Here is a 19,996-nt window from a genome sequence, read left to right as displayed (position 1 = left end):
ACCGGCCCGGGTCGGGTCGATCGAGGCCCCGGACGGGACGGAGGCGGTGCTGTGGGGCGCGGACGGGGTGCTCGCGCTGATCGGCGCGCAGACGATCCGCTTCGTCGGCGCCTTCACCGGCGCCGTGCTGGGCGACTTCGTGTTCGGCCGCTACTTCGACAGTGAACGCAGTCCGCTCGACGACGATTGCGCGACCCTGCACGGGATGTTCCGGTCGGACGCCTTTCCCCTGGCGGACTCCTCGTGGTGCGCCATCGCCGACCCCGCCGTCGGTCCTACTGCGGCCCCGGTGATCGCCGGCGAGGACCGCCTGAACTCCTCGGACGCCCTCGACGCGGTCCTGGCCTGGACCGTGGACCGCCGCTACTCCTGGCCTGTCCGCTGGGGCCGGCTCGACCTCGTCACGAGCGCGGAGGCGGCCTCCGCTCTCCTCCGCCGGACCTGAAGACCCGCAGGCCCCTGCTGCGCCGTCCGCGCCCGCTCCACGCTTTACCGGGCGTTGAAGAACGACGACCCGCCCTCACGCGGGACCGATGAGTTTCGGTGCCGCGGGTGGTCAGAATGGGCGACATTCGTTCACTCCGAGGGAGACCGCGATGAGCAACGACCCCGCACTGCAGGCCCTGGCCCGGCTCGTCGGCACGTGGAAGATCACCGGAGGCCATGAGGGAACCGTCACCTACCGCTGGATGAACGACCACTTCCTCCAGCAGGACGTCCGGCTAGGTGACACCTTCGGCATCGAGATCATTGGCCGGGAGCGCAAGCTGATGGCCGAACCCGGCGCCGACATCACCTCCCGCTACTACGGCGACGACGGCAGCACCCTGGGCTACACCTACGAGATCCTCGGCGACACCCTCACCATCTGGGCCGGCGAGCGCGGCTCACCCGCCTACTACCAGGGCACTTTCAGCGCCGATGACACCACCCTCAACGGCGCCTGGGTCTACCCGGGCGGAGGCGGCTACATCTCCAACGCCGAACGCGTCTCCTAGGCGCAGGCTCAGTGACCCGCGTCCCGTCCCCGAGCAGCCCCGAGGACGGGGCCGGCGTCCGCAGGGGTCCGGCCCGGCGCCGAGGAACCGGCGGAAGTCCCGCCCCACAAGCTCCTGACTTCCTGACTTCCTGACGAGCACGAGCCAGGTCGGGTCATCGAGCGGCCGGTGATCACAGATATCCCTTCGTGTAGAACCGGACCGGCTTCGATGACGTAGCGCCATCGGCCGTCGGGGCCGCGGCGGACGACGTCGGTGCCGCCCATGTCGATCTCGTGCTGTGCCGCGCATGGACCGGTCGACGATGAGCAGGGCGATGTCGCCGGCCACGTACGCGTGCCTCGATCGGCAGCCCGAAGCCCTGCAGGTGCTGGTTGGCGGCCAGGCGTGCGGTGCCGGGGCCGGGATGGCCGGGCACCGGTACGAGGACGGCACCGTCCTCGTAGACGTGGTCGATCGCCTGGAGATCGCCGGCGTTCATGGCCGCGACCGCTGTACGGGCACGCGCCGGTGGGAATCATCCGTCCGTCGAGCCATCACGATCGTGGTCACTTGTGGGACAGGAGGCGGTCGACCAGCGTGCCGGAGTAGTCGGGGGTGAGCGGGCCCGCTCCGAACAGGATCCGGATGTACATCGGGGCCAGGATGTGGTCCAGGACGTCCAGGACGTCCGGCGGGTCCTCGCCCCGGTCGCGGGCCCGGTCGAGCATGGTCTGGAGTTGGCGGGAGCGTTCGGCGAGGAACGCGTCGCGCGCCCGCAGGCCGTCCGGTCCCGCCGTGGACAGGGCGATGACCAGGCGCAGCACCGCCGGCCCGTCGGGGCCGGTGACGTCGCGGGCCACGTTGGCGGCGTAGGCGCGCAGGTCGCCGTCCAGGCTGCCGGTGTCGGGGATCGGTGACTGCGTGGTCAGCCAGGTGATCGCCACGTCCATGAGCAGGGCCTCGAGGTTGCCCCAGCGGCGGTAGACGCTGGTGTCGGCCACACCGGCGCGGGCCGCGACCTCGCCGACCGTGAAGTTCCCGTAGCCGCGTTCGGCGACGAGGTCGGTGACGGCCTGGTGCACCGCCGCCCGGACGCGGGCGCTGCGGCCCCCGGGCCGGCGGGCCGCCTGGCGCTCTTCCTCCATGCCCCCACCTTAACGCAGTTACGACTTGCGTTTGCGGCTCCTGCGGCTCTAGGTTTCGTTTAACGCAGTCGCCGCCTGCTTTAGAGCGCGACGGTACGTCCCCGCACCCCAGGAGAACGACATGACCAGCGTCATCGAGCAGATCGACCGGGCCATCGACATGACGGCCGCCATCGTCAAGGGGATCGACCCCGACCAGCTCGGAGCCGGCACGCCGTGCCCGGGGTGGGACGTCCGCACCGAGCTCAACCACCTGGTGGGCGGCATGCGCATCTTCGCCGCCGAGCTCACCGGGACCGAGGCGGGGGCCGACCACGAGTCCGACTGGCTGGGCGCCGATCCGCAGGGCGCCTTCGCCGTCGCCGCCGACCTCGACCGCGCGGCCTGGCACCGGCCCGGCGCCCTGGAGACGAGCGTGCGTCTGGGGTTCGGCACCGTACCTGGGCCGATGGCGGCGCTCATCCACCTCACCGAAATGCTCGTGCACGGAGTCGACCTGGCCCTCGCCACCCACCAGGAGCACCTCGTCGACCAGCGCTCCTGCGAGGAACTGCTGTCCGTCATGCGCGGCATGGACTTCGACGCCTACCGCCGGCCGGGCATGTTCGGCCCCGAGTTGCCCGCGCCGGCCGACGCCACCGCTCACCAGCGGCTCCTCGCCTTCCTCGGCCGCGCCGCAACCTCCGAGACCGCGCGCTGACCATCCAGCCGGCCTGCCCACGCCGCCAAGGACCACCCCAGCAGGGGTCCCGCCCTTGCCCGGCCGACGTCCACCTGCCTTGTTACGCCGGAGGCCAGCTTGCCCCCGGGCCCAGTTCCTCGGCGATCCCCGCCCGGATCGCCGACAGCGTCTGCCGCCGTGCCCGCGCCTTGGTGGCAGCATGTGCCCGCATGTTGAGGGCGGTCAGCGCCTCGGCCGTCTCCCGGGCCACGTCCGGCACCCGGGCCGGCTCCACCACCCGGTCCAGGAAGCCGGCCGCCACCCCGTCGTCGGGCGAGAACGGCTCGGCCAGCAGCACCGCCCGCGTGAAGCACGCGGGTGTCAGCCGCTGCCGGAGGATCTCGACCGCCGCGTACGGCATCGTGATGCCCAGCGCCACCTCGTTGGCCACCAGCCGGTACGGCCCGGCCGCCCCCACCCGGTAGTCGGCCGACAGCAGCAGGAACGCGCCCATCGCCACCGCATGCCCCGTGCAGGCGGCCACCACCGGCGTCGGGAACGACAGCAGCCGCTCCGCCAGCTCGAACCCGCCCCGCACCAGCGCCAGGGCCCCCTCACCGCCCGCCGCGAGCACCTTCAGGTCGAACCCGGCCGAGAAGACCCCCTCCCGGCCCTCCAGCAGCACGACCGCCGAGTCGGCGGCCGCCCGGTCGAGGGCGGCGCCGAGCTCGGTCAGCAGCTGGACCGAGACCGCGTTCACTTTGCCGTCGTCCATGGTGATGGTGGCGACGGAGTCCTTGAGTTGATAGCTGACGAGGGTGCCCATAGGGCTTAGAATAATGTTCTGGAGGTTAGCCGTCACGCAGTCCCGCGAACAGGTCCTCCTCGTGGTCGGGCGCGTCCACCTTGCACAGCTTCCGCTCGAACGCCTCGTGCGAGAACGCCTGCTGCTGCACCTCCTCGGGCATGCGCAGCAGGAAGATGTTCTCGCCCTGGCTCTCGTGCGCCCTGAGCGCCTTGAGCTTGCGCTCGACGAACGGCGAGATGTCGACGACGCTGGTGACCCGCTCGTCGGGGGTGCCGAAGTCGTCGGACGGCTGGAAGTCGCCGAGGTCGACCCCGTTGGCCCGCATCATCTCGAACATCTGCTTGATGCCGGAGCGGGGCATGGCCGTGTAGTAGAACTTGTCCGGAATGCCGGTCTGCTCGACGGCCGCCACCGTGATGCGGTGGGCCTGGACGTGGTCGGGATGGCCGTAACCGCCACCACCGGTCTCGTCATAGGTCACCACGACCTGGGGCCGGTAGTGCTCCATCAACGCGGCCAGCTTGGCGGCGGCCGTCTCGACCGGCACGTTGGCGAACGCGTCGGGGTGGGCGTTGGCATCCCAGCCCTGCATGCCGGAGTCGCGGTAGCCGAGCAGCTCCAGGTGCTCGATGCCCAGGTGGGACACCGACTCGCGCAGCTCGGCCAGCCGCAGCTCGGCCACCGCCGCATCGTCGTGACCGTCCTCGCCCGGCTTCACGCCGCCCTGGCCGTCGCCCTGCTCACCGTTGGTGCAGGTGACCAGGACCGTGCGGATGCCCTCGTCGGAGTAGCGGGCCAGGACGCCGCCGGTGCTCAGGCACTCGTCGTCGGGGTGTGCGTGTACGACCATCAGGGTGAGTTGCCGTTCCATGGCGGCAAACACTACCCGCCGACCCCGACAGTTCCAGGGCCAGGACCGCACGGCCGCCGTCCCAGAGCTACAACCGGCCGCAAGGGCCAGGGCTAGGGGCGGCCGCCGGTTCGGGCCAGTTCGTCGGCGCGCAGGCGGGCGGCCGCCGCGGCGCCCCGCTCGCCCAGCTCGTCGGCGAGGGCGGCCTGCTTGAGCCAGTTGTACGGGCTGCACGGCCGGACGCTGACGCGCTCGCTCACCAGCACCCGCGCGATGTCCCGCCGCCCCGCCCGCAGCGCCGCCTCCAGCAGGGTCTTCTGCACGGCGTCCCGCTGCGCGTGGCTGCCACCGAACTCGTTCACGCGGTGCCTGATCGGATAGAGCAGGTCCACGACCGCGTCGTAGTCGCCCCGCCCGAAGGCCACCAGCGAGCGGCACACCGGCAGGCCCACCCGGAGCGTCATGTCCCGGTTGGTCACGCCCGGACGCGGCTCCAGCACGTACGCCTCGCGCGTCGCGATCAGCTTCTCCGCCTCCCCGATCCGCCCGGCGCCCACGTACGACATGACCGCGTGCATGTCGTTGAAGGCGTAGAACGGCTCGGCCACCCTGACCGGCCACGCGTCGGCCAGGGCGCGCCAGCGCTCGTGCTGGTCGGAGCCCTCCAGGTGGAGCCGCCAGAGCAGGGCGGCGGCGTCCAGCAGCTCCATGCAGGTCTCCCCGCCCGCGAGCACCGAGTCGTAGATCGCCAGCACCCGCGCCTCGTCACCCGACTCCAGCGCGTACAGGCAGTAGTGCCACCAGTTGTGGATGTTGAAGAACGTTCCGGTGGACCAGTCCGGTAGCCGCGCGTCGAAGTAACGCAGCCCCTCCCCGAAGCGCCCCTGCATCTCATAGGTGTGCACGACCGCGTGAATGCCCCACACGTCGCGCGCGTTCAGCTCGACCGCCCGCAGCCCGGCCTCCTCCGACCGGTCGTAGTGCCCCGCCTCCTCCAGGCCGAAGGCGTACATTCCCAGCACGTGGCCGAAGTGCGGGTCGTCCTCCCGCCAGGCGTTCAGGGCCCCGCCGATCCGGTCGCGCAGCGAGCGGGCGTCGCCGGTGAAGAAGTCGACCTGGTGCCCGGCCGCCAGCGCCAGGGCGTCGCGCGGGTGCTCCACGGTGATCTCGCCGAGCAGCCGCCCGCACGTCAGCCAGTCGCCGTCGAGCAGCGCCTGCACGGCCGCCACGTGGGCGCGCTCGCGGGGCAGCAGCGACGACTCGTCGATCCTGTCCCGGAACGCCCCGAACCGCGCCCGCGCCTTGCGCGCGTCGTCCGCCTCGGTGGTGAGCAGCCCGAGGTACGCGCTCAGGACGTTGCCCATCGGGAAGTCGGGCGACTCGGCCAGCGCCGCCCTGGTCTCGGTGGCGACCTCGACCCGCAGGTGCAGCAGTTCGTCGATCGCGCGGTCGTAGTGCCGCGCCGCGGCGGCGCCGGCCCCGGTCATCGCCAGGCCGTGCTGGTCGTTCCTCACCGGACCAATGTACCCACTGATCCGGTGGGGAATAGGGAAACCGACGCCGACGCGTCCCTACGCCTGCCGCCCGCTCACCACGGCCCTGCCCATGGCGGGGTCGTCGCAGAAGGCGCCGTCGATGCCCAGGTCGACCAGCTTCGACAGCCACCCCATCACGTTCCCGGTGGCCCGGGGGTAGACGGGGCTGGCCGGGTTGCCGAGCCGGTAGTCGGCGGGCAGCTGCGAGTTCTCGTTCCGTACCGTCCAGACGTGCACGTCCAGGCGGCGGCGGTGGGCGTCGGCGATCAGCGTGGTGGGCTCGAGGGTCCTGCCCGAGGCGTCCTGGGGTACCACGCGCCGCGTGTCCACCCCGATCCCGTTCGCGTACGAGGCCACCTCGCGCAGCCCGTCCGGCTTGACCATGTCGTCGTACGTGCGGGTGCTCCCGGAGGCGACCCAGTCGTACGGCGCGCCCCCGAACGTGATCAGCTGGATCAGCGGCAGGCGGGTCTTGGCGCGCAGCTCACGCAGGTTCGCGGTCTCGAAGGACTGGATGTACGCCTTGCGCACCCGATACCGGTTGAGCACGTCGAGCAGCGGCTCCTCCAGCGACAGGCCGATGGAGTCGAAGTACGTCGGGTGCTTGGTCTCGGGGTAGACGCCGACGCCGTGCTGCTGCGCCAGCTTCACGACCTCCTCGAACGTCGGGATCTCCGGCAGCCCGTCGAACGCGGTGTTGTCCGGCCGCAGGTCGGGGACGCGCTCCTTGGCGCGCAGCGTCTTCAGCTCGGCCAGTGTGAAGTCCTCGGTGAACCAGCCGGTGATCGGCCGGCCGTCGACGGTCTTGGTGGTGCGCCGGTCGGCGAACTCCGGGTGCGCGGACACGTCCGTCGTGCCGGAGATCTCGTTCTCGTGCCTGGCGACCAGCACGTGGTCCTTGGTCGAGACGAGGTCGGGCTCGATGTAGTCGGCGCCCATGGCGATGGCGGTCTCGTACGACAGGAGCGTGTGCTCGGGCCGGTGGGCGCTCGCGCCCCGGTGACCGATCACGATGGGTGCGTGGCCGCGGCGGTCGGCCGTGGCGGGAGTCGTCTGGGTCAGCACGACGGCGACCGTACCGCCTGCGACGACTCCGGCCAGCACACTCGCGAGTAACCTGCGCATTCTCATGCGCGCACCGTAGACCGCCCAGGTGGACCGCGAGTTACGCGTGAGCACACAGTGGAAGACGTACGGAAACGCCCCATTCGAACGTGTCGTCAACGTCTGTATCACGGGGAAGATTGGGTGACATGACCCAACTCACTGGCCGCGTGGCCCTGCTGACCGGCGCGTCGGGCGGCATCGGGCAGGCGATCGGACGCCGCCTCATCGCCGCGGGAGTCAGGACCGCCTTCACGTACGGCACCCGCTCCGAGCACGCCGACGACCTGGTGGCGCGGGCGCGGGCCGCGGGCGTGGACGCGATCGCGCTGCCGGGCGACCTGGCCGACCCGCAGGTCCCGGTCGCCCTGCTGCGCGCCACGGCCGACGCGCTCGGCCCCGTCGACCTGCTGATCTCCAACGCCGGCTACGCCATCCAGCAGGAGTACACGGCGGTGGACGCGGTGACGTGGGACCGCACGATGGCGGTCAACCTGCGCGCGCCGTTCCTGCTGGCGCAGCAGGCGCTGCCGGGGATGGCGGCGCGGGGGTACGGGCGGGTGCTGTTCATGTCGTCGATCGCGGCCTTCACCGGCGGCATCGTCGGCCCGCACTATGCCGCGTCCAAGGCGGCCCTGCACGGCATGCTCCACTTCCTGGCCGCCCGCGTGGCCTCGCACGGCGTGACCGTCAACGCCCTGGCCCCCGCCCTGATCGAGGACACCGCGATGCTCCCGGTCACGGCGAGCCCGAGCCACCTCCCGGTCGGCCGCTTCGGGCGTCCGGAGGAGGTCGCCGACCTGGCCCTGGCCGTCCTGCGTAACGGCTATCTGACCAGCCAGGTCCTCAGCCTGGACGGCGGCGCCTACCCCCGCTGACTACCTGGGAGCGGGCAGCTCGCCCGAACCCCGGACGACCAGCCGGGTGGGCACCAGCGTCCTGCGGGCCTTGGAGCGGTCGCCGTCCAGCCGCGCCAGCACCAGCTCGGCCGCCGCGGCCCCCATCCGCGCCGGGTCCTGGGCCACGACCGTCAGCGGCGGGTCCAGGCACTCGGCCAGGGGCAGGTCGTCGAAGCCGACCAGCGCCACGTCCTTGCGGCGGGCCCGCGACAGCGCCACCACCGCGCCCGTGGAGGCCAGGTTGTTGCCCGCGAACAGGGCGGTCGGCGGATCGTCGAGGGCTAACAGCCGCATCGTGGCCCGCGCCGCGGCCTCCTGGTCGTGGCCGGTCTCCACCAGGGCCCGGTCGAACGGCAGCCCCGCGCCTTCGAGCGCGTCGCGGTAGCCCTGGAAGCGTTCGCGGCGCGTGTAGAGGGCGGCGGGCACGTCGCCGACGAAGCCGATCCTGCGGTGGCCGTGGGCGATCAGGTGGGCGACGCCGGCCCTGGCGCCCTCCCGGTTGGCGCTGACCACGCTGTCGGCGGTCAGGCTGACGGCCGGGCGGTCGAGGAAGACGATGGGCAGGCCCGCCACGCGTTCGTTGCGCAGGTGGCGGTGGTCGCTGGTGGCCGAGGGGACCACCATGAGCGCGCTCACCCGGCGGGCCAGGAACGTCGCGATCAGCGACTGCTCCAGGTCGGCGGTCTCGCTGGAGTTGCCGACGATGAGGGTGAGGCCGCGGGCGCGCACGGCGCTCTCGATGCCGCCCGCGACGGTGCCGAAGAACGGGTTGCCCATCTCGGGGATGACCAGGCCGATCGCGGCGTCGCGCGCGCCGACCCGCATGTTGCGGGCCATCAGGTTGGGCTGGTAGCCCAGCTTCCTGACGGCCTCCATGACGCGCTCGCGGGTCTCGACGGCGACCGGGCCGTCGTCGTTGAGCACCCGCGAGACCGTCTTCGCCGTGACGCCGACCTCACGCGCCACATCTGTCATCGTCGGACGCCGCATTGCGCCCATGTTAGTGGCCGCTCATCAGGACAACCCGATGGCCTCCGCCGCGCCCTGGTCCGCCACCACCGCCTTGCCTTCGGAGACCTGGAGTGCGCCGGTCATGATGGCCACCACCTCGGCCATGCTGTGGTCGCCCGGCTTGATCTGGGCGACCCGGCGGCCGAGGCGCTGGACGTGGATGCGGTCGGCGATCTCGAACACGTGCGGCATGTTGTGGCTGATCAGCACGACCGGCGTGCCCCCGTCGCGGACCCGCTTGATCATGTCGAGCACCTGGCCGGACTCCTTGACGCCGAGCGCGGCGGTGGGCTCGTCCATGACCACGACGTGTGTGGCCCACGCCACCGCCCTGGCCACGGCCACGCCCTGCCGCTGCCCGCCGGACAGCGACTCGACCGGCTGGGTGAGCGAGCGCAGCCCGATCTTGAGCTCGGCCATGTGCCGGGCGGACTCCTCGCGCATGCGCTTCTTGTCGAGCATGCGGAAGACGCTGCCGAGGATGCCGGGCTTGCGGATCTCGCGGCCGAGGAACATGTTCGTGGCGATGTCGAGCGAGGCCGCCACCGCGAGGTCCTGGTAGACGGTCTCGATGCCCTGCCGGCGCGCCTCCAGCGGGTCGCGGAAGCGCACCGGCTTGCCGTCGAGCAGGATCTCGCCGGTGTCGGGCTGGAGCGCGCCCGTGAGCGCCTTGATGAGGCTGGTCTTGCCGGCGCCGTTGTCGCCGATGACGGCGAGCACCTCGCCGGGCATCAGGTCGAAGTCGGCGCCGTCGAGCGCGGTCACGTGGCCGTACCGCTTCACCAGGCCGCGGGCCTGGAGCACGGGGGTCGTCATCGGTTCCTCCTGCGGGAGAGCTGGTCGACGGCGACGGCGAGGATCACCAGGATGCCGGTGATGAGCGTCTGATAGATCGACGGTACGCCCATCAGCTGCAGCCCGTTGCGGAACACCCCGACGATGAGCGCTCCGACCAGCGTGCCGATCACCAGGCCGCGGCCGCCGAACAGGCTCGTCCCGCCCAGGACGACCGCGGTGATGCTGTCCAGGTTGTCGGTCTGGCCGGCCTGGGGGTCGCCCACTCCGGTGCGCGAGACCAGCAGCAGGGCGGCGATGCCGTACACGAAGCCGGCCAGCGTGTAGACGCCGATGGTCAGCCGGCGCGTCCTGATGCCGGTCAGGCGGGCCACCTCGGGGCTGTTGCCGAGCGCGTACACGTGGCGGCCCCACGCCGTGGAGCCGAGCAGGTACGCGAACAGCAGGAACAGCAGGATCGTCAGCAGCGAGCCGTAGGTGACGTTCGTCTGCCCGACCTGGAACGTCTGGCCGAGGAACGTCAGCGCCGGCGGCAGGTCCGTGACCGTCTGCTCGTTGGAGTAGATGTGGGTCAGGGCGAAGACCACGTTCAGCATGCCGAGCGTCACGATGAACGGCGGCAACGAGATCCGCGTCACCAGCAACCCGTTGACCAGACCGAACAGCGAGCAGACGGCGAGCCCGGCGACGATCGCGACGACCGGCGGCAGGCCGCTGTCCACGGCCAGCTTGGTCATCACGATGCCGCCGAACGCCATGATCGCGCCGTTGGACAGGTCGATGCCCGCGGTCAGGATGATCAGCGTCTGGCCGATGGCCAGCGTGCCGACCACCATGACCTGCTGGATGATCAGCGAGAAGTTCGGGCCGGTGAGGAACTGGTCGGTCCTGAGCGCGAAGAACGCGCAGGCCAGGACGAGCGCGGCCAGGGGGCCCGCGACGGGCGTCGAGATCAGGCGGCGCGGCAGCGTCGCTTCCATGACGGCCATGTCAGCCCCAGCAGTTCGCCAGGCCGAAGGCCGTGTCCTTGGCCTCGACGCCGGAGACGGACTTGTCGGTGATCAGGGTGACGCCGGTGTCGGTGTAGCCGGAGGCCTTCTTGCCGGTCTTGGCGAACTCCGAGACCGCCTTGACGCCGTCCTCGGCCATCTTCAGCGGGTACTGCTGGCTCGTGGCGGCGATCTCGCCGGACTTCACGGCCTTGGTTCCGGTGCAGCCGCCGTCCACGGAGACGATCAGCACGTCCTTCTCGCGGCCCTTGGCCTTCAGTGCCGTGTACGCGCCCAGCGCCGCGGGCTCGTTGATCGTGTAGACGAGGTTGATGTCGGGGGCCTTCTGCAGGCAGTTCTCCATGGCGGTCTGGCCCTTGGCCTGGTCGCCCCTGGTGTCCTGGGAGCAGACGATGGACGGGTCGCCCTCCGCGATCCCGTACCCCTTCAGGAAGCCGTCGTGCCGGAGCTGGCCGACGGTGATGCCGGGGGCCAGGTCGAGGGTGGCGATCTTGGCGGGCTTGCCGGCCATGGCGGCCTTGGCGTACTGGCCGATCAGCTCGCCGGCCTTGAGGTTGTCGGTGGCGAACAGCGCGTCCGTGGCGTCCTGCGGGTCGGTCGGCGTGTCCAGGGCGATGACGAGCACGCCGGCGTCGCGGGCCTTCTTGACGGCGGGCACGATGGCCTTGGTGTCGCTCGGCGTGATGAGGATGCCCTTCACACCGGCGGCGACCATGTTCTCGATGGCCGTGATCTGGGAGGCGTTGTCGCCGTCGAACTTGCCGGCGGCGGTCATCAGCTCCATGCCGTTGGCCTGGGCCGACTTCTGGGCGCCCTCCTTCATCTTCACGAAGAACGGGTTCGTCTCGGTCTTGGTGATGAGGCCGACCTTGGGCGTCGCGGAGGCGCTCTGCCCGCTGCCTCCGCCCCCACCGCCACATCCGGTGACGAGAAGGGCGGTGACCAGGAGTCCGGCCGAAATCTTTGCATTCATGGGCGGTTCCTATCAGGGGGACCCGATGTCATCGTTGACATATGTCAACGTTGACATCCGCTGTGCTGCGATGATGGACTCCCATTCGAGAAACGTCAATGCCCCCATGCCGTAACAAATCGGCAACGTGCCTGAAAGGCAGGCCCGATGATCGCTGTCCTGGGCGAGTGCGTCGCCGACGGCTTCACCACCCTCTCCCCCGCCTCGGCCGAGAACGGTGGAGAGGCGATTGAGCTGGGGTTGCGGGTGCTGCCAGGTGGCGGGCCCGCGAACACGGCGGTGGCGCTGGCCCGGCTCGGCACCCCCACGCGCTTCCTCGGCCGCGTCTCCGGCGACGTGTTCGGCGAGCTGTTCCGCCGCCACCTCACCTCCTCGGGCGTGGACCTGTCGGCCTCCGTCGACGCCAGGGAGCCCAGCACGCTCGCCGTCGCCGCCCTCGACGCCGGCGGCCAGGCCGAGTACACCTTCTACGCCGACGGCACCGCCGACTGGCAGTGGACCGCGGACGAGCTGGACCTGGACCGCCTCGGCCCGGTCGCCTGCCTGCACACCGGCTCGCTCGCCCTGGCCAGGGAGCCGGGCCGGACGGCGGTGGAGGCGTTCGCGCGGGAGGCCGCCGGGCGCGCCACGATCTCGGTCGACCCGAACGTCCGCCCCAGCCTCGCCTCCCTGGCCGACTACCCGGTGTCGCGCTGGTGCGAATGGACCGACATCCTCAAGCTCAGCGCGGACGACCTGGACTTCCTGCTGCCCGGCGTGCCGGTGGAACGTGCCTGCGACACCTGGCACGCCGCCGGCGCCCGGCTGATCGTCGTCACGAGGGGCGCGGCGGGCGCGCTGGTCTCCCTGGACGGCGAGCGCGCGTCGGTGCCGGCGCCGCAGGTGGACGTGGTGGACACGGTCGGCGCGGGCGACTCCTTCACGGCGGGCCTCCTGCACAGCCTCGCCGCCAAGGACCTGCTGGGCGGCCGCCTGGACGGCCTGGATCTCGGGACGGCGGTGGAGGCGGCCGAGTTCGCGGTGAGGGTGGCGGCGCTGACGTGCTCGGTCGCCGGCGCCAACCCGCCCTGGACCGTGTGATCAGTCCGTCGGGACCGTACGGTAGCCGTTCCAGACGAAGCGGGCGGTCGTCACCGCGTCGTCCCCGTCGCCGGTGATGAGCTGGTGGACGGCGATCCCGTCGAGCTCGCGGTATTCGCACCACTCGTGGTCGGACGTGAGCACCAGGTCCAGCCCCAGGTTCACCAGCAGGTCGAACACCTGCCCCCGGTTCGTCCGGTCCACCCCCACGAACACCTCGTCCAGCAGGATGAACCGGGGACAGCCCGGGTCGCTCTGGTAGTGCGCGGCCACCGCGGCGAACAGCGGCAGGTGCAGCGCGATCGCCTTCTCCCCGCCGGACAGCGCCCCGTGCAGCTTCCTGGTGAGGTCCTGCCAGCCCTGCCCGTCGCCGCGGTCCAGCCTGACCACGAACCGGTGCCAGGCCGTGTAGTCGAGCACCTTCATGAGCTGGTCCTCCCAGCTCGCCGACGAGTTGTCGGCCCGGGCCTCCTCCACCCGGTCCCTGAAGAAGACGTACAGGGCCTCCCTGTCGGCCTCGTCCAGCCCGGCCGGGTCGCGCAGCAGCAGGTCGCGGGCGGCCCGGGTGCCGGGCGGCTGCGTGGGATCGACCTGCCAGACCAGGCGGACGGCCACCCGGGAGGCGGTGCGGACGCGTTCGAGGCGCTGGTTCATGCTCTCCACCAGCGCGGTCGCCTGCCTGATGCGGTCGGCGAGGTGCCGTCGCGTGTCACCGGCCAGCGTCCGGTCGAACAGGTCCCGCTCCGCCTCCGTGATGTCCGAGCGCCGCTCGTCGCGCTCCTCGCGCAGCGCCTCGCTGAGGGCGGCGACCCCCGACCGGACGCCGGCGACGGTGGCGGTCAGCAGCTGGACGTCCTCGTCGGGCGTCAGCTCCAGGTCCGCCCGGTCGGCGAGGACCTCCCTGGCGTGGTGGAAGGCGTCCAGCAGCCGCGCCTCCGCCTCCTTGACGTTCTTCTGCTCGTACGGCACCGCCGCGAGCTGCTCGGCGACGGACCTGGCCGAGGCCAGCACGGCCCGCGCCCCGGCGTCGCGCGCCAGCTCGACCGTCACCCCCGCGTCCGCCGCCAGATGCCCGGCCGCCAGGGCGCGGAAGCGTTCGGACACCTCGTCCCGCACCCGCCCCGCCTCGGCGTGCTTGTCCTCGGCGGTGCCCAGCTCGCCCCTGAGCTCGCCGAGCCGGGCGTGCAGCCGGGCCAGGTCGTCGTTGACCGAGCGGATGAGGCGGCGGCAGGTCAGGTAGGCGGCCTGCGTCTCCTGGAGCCGGTCCAGCACGCGCAGGTGCTCGGCGCCGACCGTGGACTCGACGGCCGCGAGCTTCTCCGCCAGCGTGACGGCGCCCGCCGCGGCGTCCTCGGCGCGTTCGACGGCCCTGACGGCGAGGTCCTGGTACTCGGCGGCGGTCTCGGCGGCGTGCTGGGCGCGCTCCGCGGCGGCGCGGGCGTCGGCGCGCCGGTCGTGCCAGGCGGTGCCGGTCGTCTCGGCGGTGCGCAGGGCCTCTTCGAGGTTGTCGAGCGCGGCCGGCGCGGTGGGCAGGGCGTGGCCGGCCGCCAGCTCGGTGAGGCGCCGCAGCGTCCTGCCGACCTCCTTCTCCCGGTCGTGCAGGCGCTGCTCGTAGGCCCGGTGCTGGTCCTCCAGCAGCGCGACCTTCTTCACCGCCCCGTCGAGCGCGTCGAGCGCCTCCGCGTACGGCCGCCGGTCGGGCCGGCGCCGCAGCTCGGCGGCCAGCGTGTCGCGGTCGGCGTCGACCACGGCGAGCAGGTGGTCGCACTCGGCGACCGTGCCCGCGAGCTCGCCGAGCCGGTCGTCCAGCTCGGCGACGCGGCGGCGCCTGGCGCGCTCGCGGGCGGTGGCGCCGATGTAGGAAGGTTCGGGCTTGACCCAGCGGCCCGCGGCGGGTCCGAGCCGCCAGGTGCCGTCGGCGCCGACGACCGCGGGGTGGTCGACGCCGATCGCGCTGGGCGCGAACGCGATGCCCGCCAGCACGGTGTCGGCCTTGACCGGGGAGTCCGCCTCCGTGAGCAGCACGTGGGCCAGGCTGTAGCCGGGCGCGGGCCTGGCCAGCGCGGCCACGGCGAACGCGTCGTGCTCGCCCGCGTCGAACCCGCCGTCCGGGCGCAGCCACAGGTCCAGCAGGCCCGCGGCCTCCAGCGCCGCCTCCACGCCCGCCTGGGCGACCGGGTCGAGGCCCGGCCTGAACGCCACCGCCCGCCACAGCGGGGCCCCCGGGCGTCCCTGCCTGGCGGCCATGTCGCGAGCGTGCGTGGCGGGCGGGTCGAGGACGGCCCGGTCGTTGAGGCGTTCGCGTTCGCGGGTCAGCTCGCCGCGCTCGGCCAGCAGCTTGTCGCGCAGGCCGGTCAGGTGCTGCTCGCGAGCGGCCAGCTTGACGGCCGCCGTCGTACGGGCGGCGCCCACCAGCTCGTCGGCCTGCTCGAACCGCTCCGCCAGGCCCGCCAGGTCGTCCGCGTCGAGTTTGAGCTGCGCGCAGCCGGCCGCCCATTCGGACAGGGCGGCGGCGAGGTTGGCGGCCCGCTCGTCGCGCAGGCGCTCGGCCTCGTCGTGGGCGGCCTGGGCGGCGGCGAGGTCGTCGCGGGCGCGGTCGCGGTCCTGCTCGGCCGCGGTGCGGCGGTTGATGGCCTCCTGGTGCTCGACGGCTCCGGCGCGTACCTCGCGGATCTGGGCGGCGCGGCTGGTGACGGCGGCCCGCAGCAGCTCCCGCGCCCGGTGCACGGCACCCGCGCCGTCGGCGGCGCGGACGCCCTGGTCGCCCTCGTCCGGCTCCTGTCCGGATCCGGCCCTGTCGAATCCGGCCCGCTCGGATCCGGCCCGCTCGGATCCGGCCCGCTCGGACTCCTCGTGGGCGGCCAGCAGCCCGGCGCGTTCGGCCGCGTGGCGGGCCTCCGTCCTGGAACGTTCCGACAGCGCGGCGGCGGTGCGGGCGGCTGCCTCGGCCAGCACCGACAGCTCCTGCCTGGCGGCGGCCGAGCGGGCCGCCGCCCCCGCCTGGTCGCGGAGCAGGGCGGCGGTCTCGTGGGCGGCCTGCGCCTCCATGCGGAGCCGGTGCAGCTCCGAGCCCGCCCGATACGCCTCGCTCTCCTTGAGCCCCTCGATCTGCGCCGCCAGCGCCAGCTCCTGCGCCTCCTCCTCCCCCAGCCGCACGGTCGTGGCGTTCAGCTCGCCCTCGGCCTCCTTGAGCGCCTCGCGCTTGGCCCTGACCTCGGCCGCCAGCGAGTCGAGGGTGTGGCCCGCGGACGTCACCGCCGCCGCGGCGGCGCGCAGGACGCGCTGCGCGTAGCCGCGCTGGCGGCCGGCCAGCCGGTCGGCCTCCTCCACGTCGCGGTCGAGCAGGCGCAGCTCCTCGCGCTGCCGGTCGAGCCGCTCGAACCCCTCGGCGATCTCGTGGATCTCCCCCTCGCCGAGCGGCGGCAGGGCGCTCGACAGCAGGTCGGACAGCAGACCCGGGTCGAGGCGTTCGGAGAGCTTGGGGGTGCGCAGCTGGCGCAGGGCGGTGAGGAGCGAGTCGTAGCGCTGCTCGTTGAGCGCCCGGTAGAGCGTCTGGCGCACGACGGCGCGGTAGGCGTCGGCGGACTCGTGGACCTTGCCCGACGTGCCGAGCTCCTCGGCGAGCTGGGCCTTGGTCAGGGGCTGGCCGCCCTCGCCGGTGAGCCGGATGCCGTCGGGGGCGTCGACGCGGGCCTCGGTCGTGAAGTACGCGGCGGTGACGTTCTTGGTGTGGACGGTGGCCTGGAGCCGGGCGCCGCACGTGAACCAGCGCCCGTCGGCGTGCCGGAACTCCAGCCACACGTAGCCGACCCGGGTGGTGCCGGTGGCGCCGTCGCCCATGAGGTTCCAGTGCATGGTGCGCTCGGTGCCGCCGAACGTGGACAGCCTGCTCGGCTTGAGGCTGGCGTCGAGCACGTACGGGAGCAGCAGCTCCAGCACCTTGGACTTGCCGCTGCCGTTGGGCCCGCGCAGCAGCAGCCTGCCCCGGTGGAACTCGAACACCTCGTCGTAGTAGCGCCACACGTTCATGATCCCCGCGCGTACGGGCACCCAGCGGGCGTCCATGCCCTGCGCGGCACGCGTGCCGGCGGTAAGGGGGGCGGTGATCTCCGTGACTGTCATGAATCCTCCTGGACGGCCGTGCCGCGGTCGACCCGGTAGCGAGCGGCGGCAGGCAGGGCGGCGACCCGGTCACCCGTACGGCGGGCCAGCCCGAACAGTTCGAGCACCTCCAGCGCGTCGGCGGCCAGCCGCGGCCCGCCGCCGTCGGACTGGTACGCCTTGGCCCACTGCGGGAAGCGGCGCAGCAGCTCCGCGGCCTCGGCGTCGACCCGGGCGGCCCGGACGGGACCGGAGGAGACGAGCAGGTCGAGCATGAGCAGGGCGGCCACCTTGGCGTGGCTGCCGTCGTCGGGGAACCTGGTGTCCGTGGCGGTGGCGTCGGCGTCGATGAGCAGGAAGCCCTCGGCCCGTTCCTCCAGCACGAACCCCGCCTCCTCCGCGGCGCGGCGGATGATCCGGCGGCCGGCGAGCGAGGCGGCGTAGGCCGACTGCTCGGGGGTCAGCTCGTCGTGGTAGACGACGGGCTCGTCGAGGAGGCGGCGGATGAGGGAGTGCCTGGCCCACAGGTTGCGCTGGGTCTCGGTCGGCTCGTCGCCGCCGTAACGGGGCTCGGCGGTGAGCGTGCCGAGCACCCGGTCCATCGGGACGTCGCCCTCGGCGGCGATGCGGGACGGGGGCACCGGGGCGGCCAGGAGCCTGATCACGCGGGTGGTGTCGACGCGGTAGAGCACCTTGGCGTCCTCGTCGTCGAGGTAGGAGTCGGTCGCGCCGTCCATGGCGGTGATCGCGCCGTAGTGCTCCAGCTGTTTGAGCGCGTCCACGAACGCGGCCCGTTCCTCGCTCCTGACCGGGTCGAACGCGGGCACCCCCGCCTCCACGGCGGCGGCCTGGACCACGCGCTGGGCGAGCATGCCGATCGTGGTGACCGGCGAGGTGAGCAGCTCGGCGGCGCAGAGGCAGAGCAGCGTGTAGCGGCGGCGGTCGAACGGGGCCCTGGTGGTGCGGCGGCGCCGGGCGGGCCGGGTGGCGCTCGCCTCGGATCTGACCTTGACGAGGCGGGCGTACCCCTGGCGCGGCTCCACGACCAGCCGCCAGCCGCAGAAGTAGTCGAACCACTGGATCAGCGGCTGCCGCCGCTTCCTGATCAGGTCGAAGGCGGCGGGGTCGTCGTGCAGGGACACGAGCGGCCGGCCGAGCAGGGTCCTGATCGCCCGCGCGATCTCCTCCTTCTCGGCCCTGACGAGCTGGTTGGCCAGGCTGCTCATGCGCCCGCCGCCCGTTCGCGGCAGGCGGCGGAGTCTGCCGCGCCGCCGTCGGGACAGGCCCGGGAGAGCCCCAGCGAGCGCACGTCGATGAGGTAGTCGGGGCCGCGGAACCAGCCCTCCGGCGTGCGCAGCACCGCCACCGCGCCGTCCTCCGGGGCCCGCAGCACGATCTCCACCCGCCCGTCCGAGGTCACGGCCCGCCGGAACCCGGTCGAGTCGGGCCGCTCGGCCAGGGCCCTGCCGAGCAGGTCGAGCAGGCGCCCGAACGTGTCGTGGTCGAGCTCCCCCAGCTGCGACAGCCGGGTCGCCCCGGTGGTGGCCAGCGCCGACCAGGCGGCCTCCAGCTCGGCCCGCTCCTTGCCGGCCCGCTCCCGGCGCTCGGCCCGCAGCGCGGCGACGTCGCGCACCTTGCCCGTGCGGCCCATCCGCTCGGTGCGCCCGCGCGAGCGCAGCAGCGCAGACACCTCCACGGGCTCGGCCTCCCGCCACGGCACCCCGGCCGGGATCAGCTCCGCGTCCGCGTGCCCGAGGTGCGCGTGCCGGGCGGGGCCCAGCCCGAAGGCCGCGTCCCACAGCCGGTGGGCGTCGTCCTCGCTCGGGGCGCCCGCGAACCAGCGGGCCAGCGTGCGGAAGTCGGCGGCGGCGCTGGAGGAGCGGCGGCGGGAGTCGGTGATCCGATCGAGCACCTGCAGCAGCGACACGATGGCCCGCCGCGCCACGTCATGCAGCCGGCGGATCCGGGGCACTCCCCCCTCGTCCGGCCCGTCCTCCGAGTCGCCCTCGGGCGCGAACCACCGGCACAGGTCCTCCCACCTGGCCGCCCGCGCCGCCAGCCACGGCGTGACGTGGTCCGTGCCCGGCACGTCCGGCAGGTCGGCCCCGTCGAGGGCCCGCGCGTGCAGCACGGCGACCCCGTGCCCGGCCACCGCGCGCAGGGCGGCGGCGACGGTGTCGCCGCGCTGTTCCAGGTTGCTCACGAACTCCTGCAGGTAGGCCACGGTGGCGCCCTTGACCTCGTGGAACGTGGCGAGGTCGGCCCCCTCGACGCGCAGCAGCCGCTGCAGCTCGCCGTTGAAGCGCCTGGTGTTGTCGCGCAGCCCGTCGAGGTGGCCTTCGAGCTCCCGCAGGCCGGCGAAGATCCGCCGGTTGCGGCCGGGATCCGGGTCGCGCAGCAGCGACTCCAGCTCCCGCAGCCGGTCGGCGATGGCGTCGAGCACCGCGGTCTGGAGCGCTCCGGAAGAGGCCAGCGTCGCCATCGCGTGCCGCGCGCCGGCGAAGGCGGCCTCGCCGCGCTTGGTGAGCGAATACTGCAGGTTCTTGCGCTCGTACTCCTCGGCGGTGGCGAAGTTCCCGGCGTGGTTGAAGATGACGTCGAGCAGCCCCCACCCGGCGAGCTGCCTGAGCGTCGCGGTCAGCTCCTGCTCGCCGACCGGCGCGTACCAGCCCACCGCCCGTAGCCGCTCCCGCACCGCCTCCACGGTGAGCGCCGTCTCCAGCCGCTCGCCGGCCTCGCCGAAGGCGTAGAGGACCGCGGTGTTCAGGTCTGCCCGGTCGGTGGTGGCGAACCGGAACATCTCCGGCGGCACCCGTGGCGGCTCAGCCATCGCCCCGCTCCCCTCGCCGCACGATTCCCACGCGCGCAACCGTAGCGGGAAGCCCCCACGGCCCGGCCCCGGTTTGCGCGCAGATCACCGAGGGGACGGCGCTCGCAGGGGAACGGGCGCCGGAATGGCGGAGTTCGGCATGACATGTCCCCCCGCCTGGCGCGGGATCGGCGCGTTTCCGCGGCCGAGCGCTACCATGCGATTACCTTGTGAA

The 19,996-nt window shown here is 72.8% G+C and carries 17 protein-coding genes; 5 read left to right on the top strand and 12 right to left on the bottom strand.

Annotated features, from left to right (window positions below; genetic code table 11):
* Nucleotides 1-46 precede the first annotated feature (46 nt).
* Both HD596_RS36435 and HD596_RS36430 read left to right on the top strand, forming a co-directional pair.
* A complete protein-coding gene (locus HD596_RS36435; RefSeq protein WP_185074035.1) occupies nucleotides 47-445 on the top strand; it encodes a hypothetical protein in 399 nt (132 codons plus the stop codon).
* Nucleotides 446-596: 151 nt separating this feature from the next.
* Nucleotides 597-998 (top strand): hypothetical protein, encoded by a 402-nt coding sequence (locus HD596_RS36430; protein ID WP_185074034.1) that lies wholly within the window; start codon nucleotides 597-599, stop codon nucleotides 996-998.
* Between the two features lie 548 nt (nucleotides 999-1,546).
* Here HD596_RS36430 and HD596_RS36425 read toward each other — a convergent pair.
* Entirely contained in the window at nucleotides 1,547-2,125 is a 579-nt protein-coding gene (locus HD596_RS36425; RefSeq protein ID WP_185074033.1) for a TetR/AcrR family transcriptional regulator, read from the bottom strand.
* A 121-nt stretch (nucleotides 2,126-2,246) separates the two neighbouring features.
* Here HD596_RS36425 and HD596_RS36420 point away from each other — a divergent pair, with 121 nt between their 5' ends.
* Nucleotides 2,247-2,825, top strand: coding sequence for a TIGR03086 family metal-binding protein (locus HD596_RS36420; RefSeq protein ID WP_185074032.1), 579 nt, complete (start codon nucleotides 2,247-2,249; stop codon nucleotides 2,823-2,825).
* A gap of 82 nt (nucleotides 2,826-2,907) precedes the next feature.
* Here the strand turns inward: HD596_RS36420 and HD596_RS36415 are convergent, their stop codons facing one another.
* From HD596_RS36415 to HD596_RS36400, 4 genes are all read right to left on the bottom strand, one after another.
* Nucleotides 2,908-3,612 (bottom strand): crotonase/enoyl-CoA hydratase family protein, encoded by a 705-nt coding sequence (locus tag HD596_RS36415; RefSeq protein ID WP_185074031.1) that lies wholly within the window; start codon nucleotides 3,610-3,612, stop codon nucleotides 2,908-2,910.
* A gap of 25 nt (nucleotides 3,613-3,637) precedes the next feature.
* On the bottom strand, nucleotides 3,638-4,465 hold the full coding sequence (locus tag HD596_RS36410) for a PIG-L family deacetylase (protein ID WP_185074030.1): 828 nt from the start codon (nucleotides 4,463-4,465) through the stop codon (nucleotides 3,638-3,640).
* A gap of 92 nt (nucleotides 4,466-4,557) precedes the next feature.
* A complete protein-coding gene (locus HD596_RS36405; protein ID WP_185074029.1) occupies nucleotides 4,558-5,958 on the bottom strand; it encodes a tetratricopeptide repeat protein in 1,401 nt (466 codons plus the stop codon).
* 57 nt (nucleotides 5,959-6,015) lie between these two features.
* Nucleotides 6,016-7,110: a glycerophosphodiester phosphodiesterase gene (locus HD596_RS36400; RefSeq protein ID WP_246555092.1), complete on the bottom strand. Its 1,095-nt coding sequence runs from the start codon at nucleotides 7,108-7,110 to the stop codon at nucleotides 6,016-6,018.
* 122 nt (nucleotides 7,111-7,232) lie between these two features.
* Between HD596_RS36400 and HD596_RS36395 the strand changes: the two genes are divergently transcribed.
* The gene (locus tag HD596_RS36395; protein WP_185074028.1) at nucleotides 7,233-7,961 is read left to right on the top strand and encodes an SDR family NAD(P)-dependent oxidoreductase; all 729 of its coding nucleotides are present in this window, start codon (nucleotides 7,233-7,235) and stop codon (nucleotides 7,959-7,961) included.
* On the opposite strand, the gene HD596_RS36390 is transcribed toward HD596_RS36395, so the two are convergent.
* Genes HD596_RS36390 through HD596_RS36375 form a run of 4 tightly spaced genes read right to left on the bottom strand, consistent with a single transcriptional unit; the run spans nucleotide 7,962 to nucleotide 11,771 of the window.
* Nucleotides 7,962-8,972 (bottom strand): LacI family DNA-binding transcriptional regulator, encoded by a 1,011-nt coding sequence (locus HD596_RS36390; protein WP_246555090.1) that lies wholly within the window; start codon nucleotides 8,970-8,972, stop codon nucleotides 7,962-7,964.
* A 24-nt stretch (nucleotides 8,973-8,996) separates the two neighbouring features.
* Nucleotides 8,997-9,809 carry an ATP-binding cassette domain-containing protein gene (locus tag HD596_RS36385; protein ID WP_185074026.1) on the bottom strand — a complete coding sequence of 271 codons (813 nt, stop codon included), beginning with the start codon at nucleotides 9,807-9,809 and terminating at the stop codon, nucleotides 8,997-8,999.
* Entirely contained in the window at nucleotides 9,806-10,768 is a 963-nt protein-coding gene (locus tag HD596_RS36380) for an ABC transporter permease (RefSeq protein WP_221519674.1), read from the bottom strand. The genes HD596_RS36385 and HD596_RS36380 overlap by 4 nt, the downstream gene beginning before the upstream one ends.
* Before the next feature lie 10 nt (nucleotides 10,769-10,778).
* On the bottom strand, nucleotides 10,779-11,771 hold the full coding sequence (locus tag HD596_RS36375) for a sugar ABC transporter substrate-binding protein (RefSeq protein ID WP_185074024.1): 993 nt from the start codon (nucleotides 11,769-11,771) through the stop codon (nucleotides 10,779-10,781).
* A 147-nt stretch (nucleotides 11,772-11,918) separates the two neighbouring features.
* Between HD596_RS36375 and HD596_RS36370 the strand changes: the two genes are divergently transcribed.
* Nucleotides 11,919-12,851: a carbohydrate kinase family protein gene (locus HD596_RS36370; RefSeq protein WP_185074023.1), complete on the top strand. Its 933-nt coding sequence runs from the start codon at nucleotides 11,919-11,921 to the stop codon at nucleotides 12,849-12,851.
* Here HD596_RS36370 and HD596_RS36365 read toward each other — a convergent pair whose 3' ends face one another.
* Genes HD596_RS36365 through HD596_RS36355 form a run of 3 tightly spaced genes read right to left on the bottom strand, consistent with a single transcriptional unit; the run spans nucleotide 12,852 to nucleotide 19,782 of the window.
* Complete coding sequence (locus HD596_RS36365; protein ID WP_185074022.1) at nucleotides 12,852-16,973, bottom strand: TIGR02680 family protein; 4,122 nt, start codon at nucleotides 16,971-16,973, stop codon at nucleotides 12,852-12,854. It abuts the gene before it with no gap.
* The gene (locus HD596_RS36360) at nucleotides 16,970-18,178 is read right to left on the bottom strand and encodes a TIGR02678 family protein (protein ID WP_185074021.1); all 1,209 of its coding nucleotides are present in this window, start codon (nucleotides 18,176-18,178) and stop codon (nucleotides 16,970-16,972) included. The genes HD596_RS36365 and HD596_RS36360 overlap by 4 nt, the downstream gene beginning before the upstream one ends.
* A complete protein-coding gene (locus tag HD596_RS36355) occupies nucleotides 18,175-19,782 on the bottom strand; it encodes a TIGR02677 family protein (protein ID WP_221519673.1) in 1,608 nt (535 codons plus the stop codon). Before HD596_RS36355 ends, HD596_RS36360 begins: the two co-directional genes overlap by 4 nt.
* Nucleotides 19,783-19,996: the final 214 nt, after the last annotated feature.

Source organism: Nonomuraea jabiensis, assembly GCF_014204795.1.
Classification (GTDB): Bacteria; Actinomycetota; Actinomycetes; order Streptosporangiales; family Streptosporangiaceae; genus Nonomuraea; species Nonomuraea jabiensis.
This window is presented reverse-complemented; position numbering and strand designations above follow the sequence as displayed.

Coding starts and splice junctions, on each gene's coding strand:
- HD596_RS36430 (WP_185074034.1), top strand. CDS start 597: ATGAGCAACGACCCCGCACTGCAGGCCCTGGCCCGGCTCGTCGGCACG.
- HD596_RS36425 (WP_185074033.1), bottom strand. CDS start 2,125: ATGGAGGAAGAGCGCCAGGCGGCCCGCCGGCCCGGGGGCCGCAGCGCC.
- HD596_RS36420 (WP_185074032.1), top strand. CDS start 2,247: ATGACCAGCGTCATCGAGCAGATCGACCGGGCCATCGACATGACGGCC.
- HD596_RS36415 (WP_185074031.1), bottom strand. CDS start 3,612: ATGGGCACCCTCGTCAGCTATCAACTCAAGGACTCCGTCGCCACCATC.
- HD596_RS36410 (WP_185074030.1), bottom strand. CDS start 4,465: ATGGAACGGCAACTCACCCTGATGGTCGTACACGCACACCCCGACGAC.
- HD596_RS36400 (WP_246555092.1), bottom strand. CDS start 7,110: ATGAGAATGCGCAGGTTACTCGCGAGTGTGCTGGCCGGAGTCGTCGCA.
- HD596_RS36395 (WP_185074028.1), top strand. CDS start 7,233: ATGACCCAACTCACTGGCCGCGTGGCCCTGCTGACCGGCGCGTCGGGC.
- HD596_RS36390 (WP_246555090.1), bottom strand. CDS start 8,972: ATGCGGCGTCCGACGATGACAGATGTGGCGCGTGAGGTCGGCGTCACG.
- HD596_RS36385 (WP_185074026.1), bottom strand. CDS start 9,809: ATGACGACCCCCGTGCTCCAGGCCCGCGGCCTGGTGAAGCGGTACGGC.
- HD596_RS36380 (WP_221519674.1), bottom strand. CDS start 10,768: ATGGAAGCGACGCTGCCGCGCCGCCTGATCTCGACGCCCGTCGCGGGC.
- HD596_RS36375 (WP_185074024.1), bottom strand. CDS start 11,771: ATGAATGCAAAGATTTCGGCCGGACTCCTGGTCACCGCCCTTCTCGTC.
- HD596_RS36370 (WP_185074023.1), top strand. CDS start 11,919: ATGATCGCTGTCCTGGGCGAGTGCGTCGCCGACGGCTTCACCACCCTC.
- HD596_RS36365 (WP_185074022.1), bottom strand. CDS start 16,973: ATGACAGTCACGGAGATCACCGCCCCCCTTACCGCCGGCACGCGTGCC.
- HD596_RS36360 (WP_185074021.1), bottom strand. CDS start 18,178: ATGAGCAGCCTGGCCAACCAGCTCGTCAGGGCCGAGAAGGAGGAGATC.
- HD596_RS36355 (WP_221519673.1), bottom strand. CDS start 19,782: ATGGCTGAGCCGCCACGGGTGCCGCCGGAGATGTTCCGGTTCGCCACC.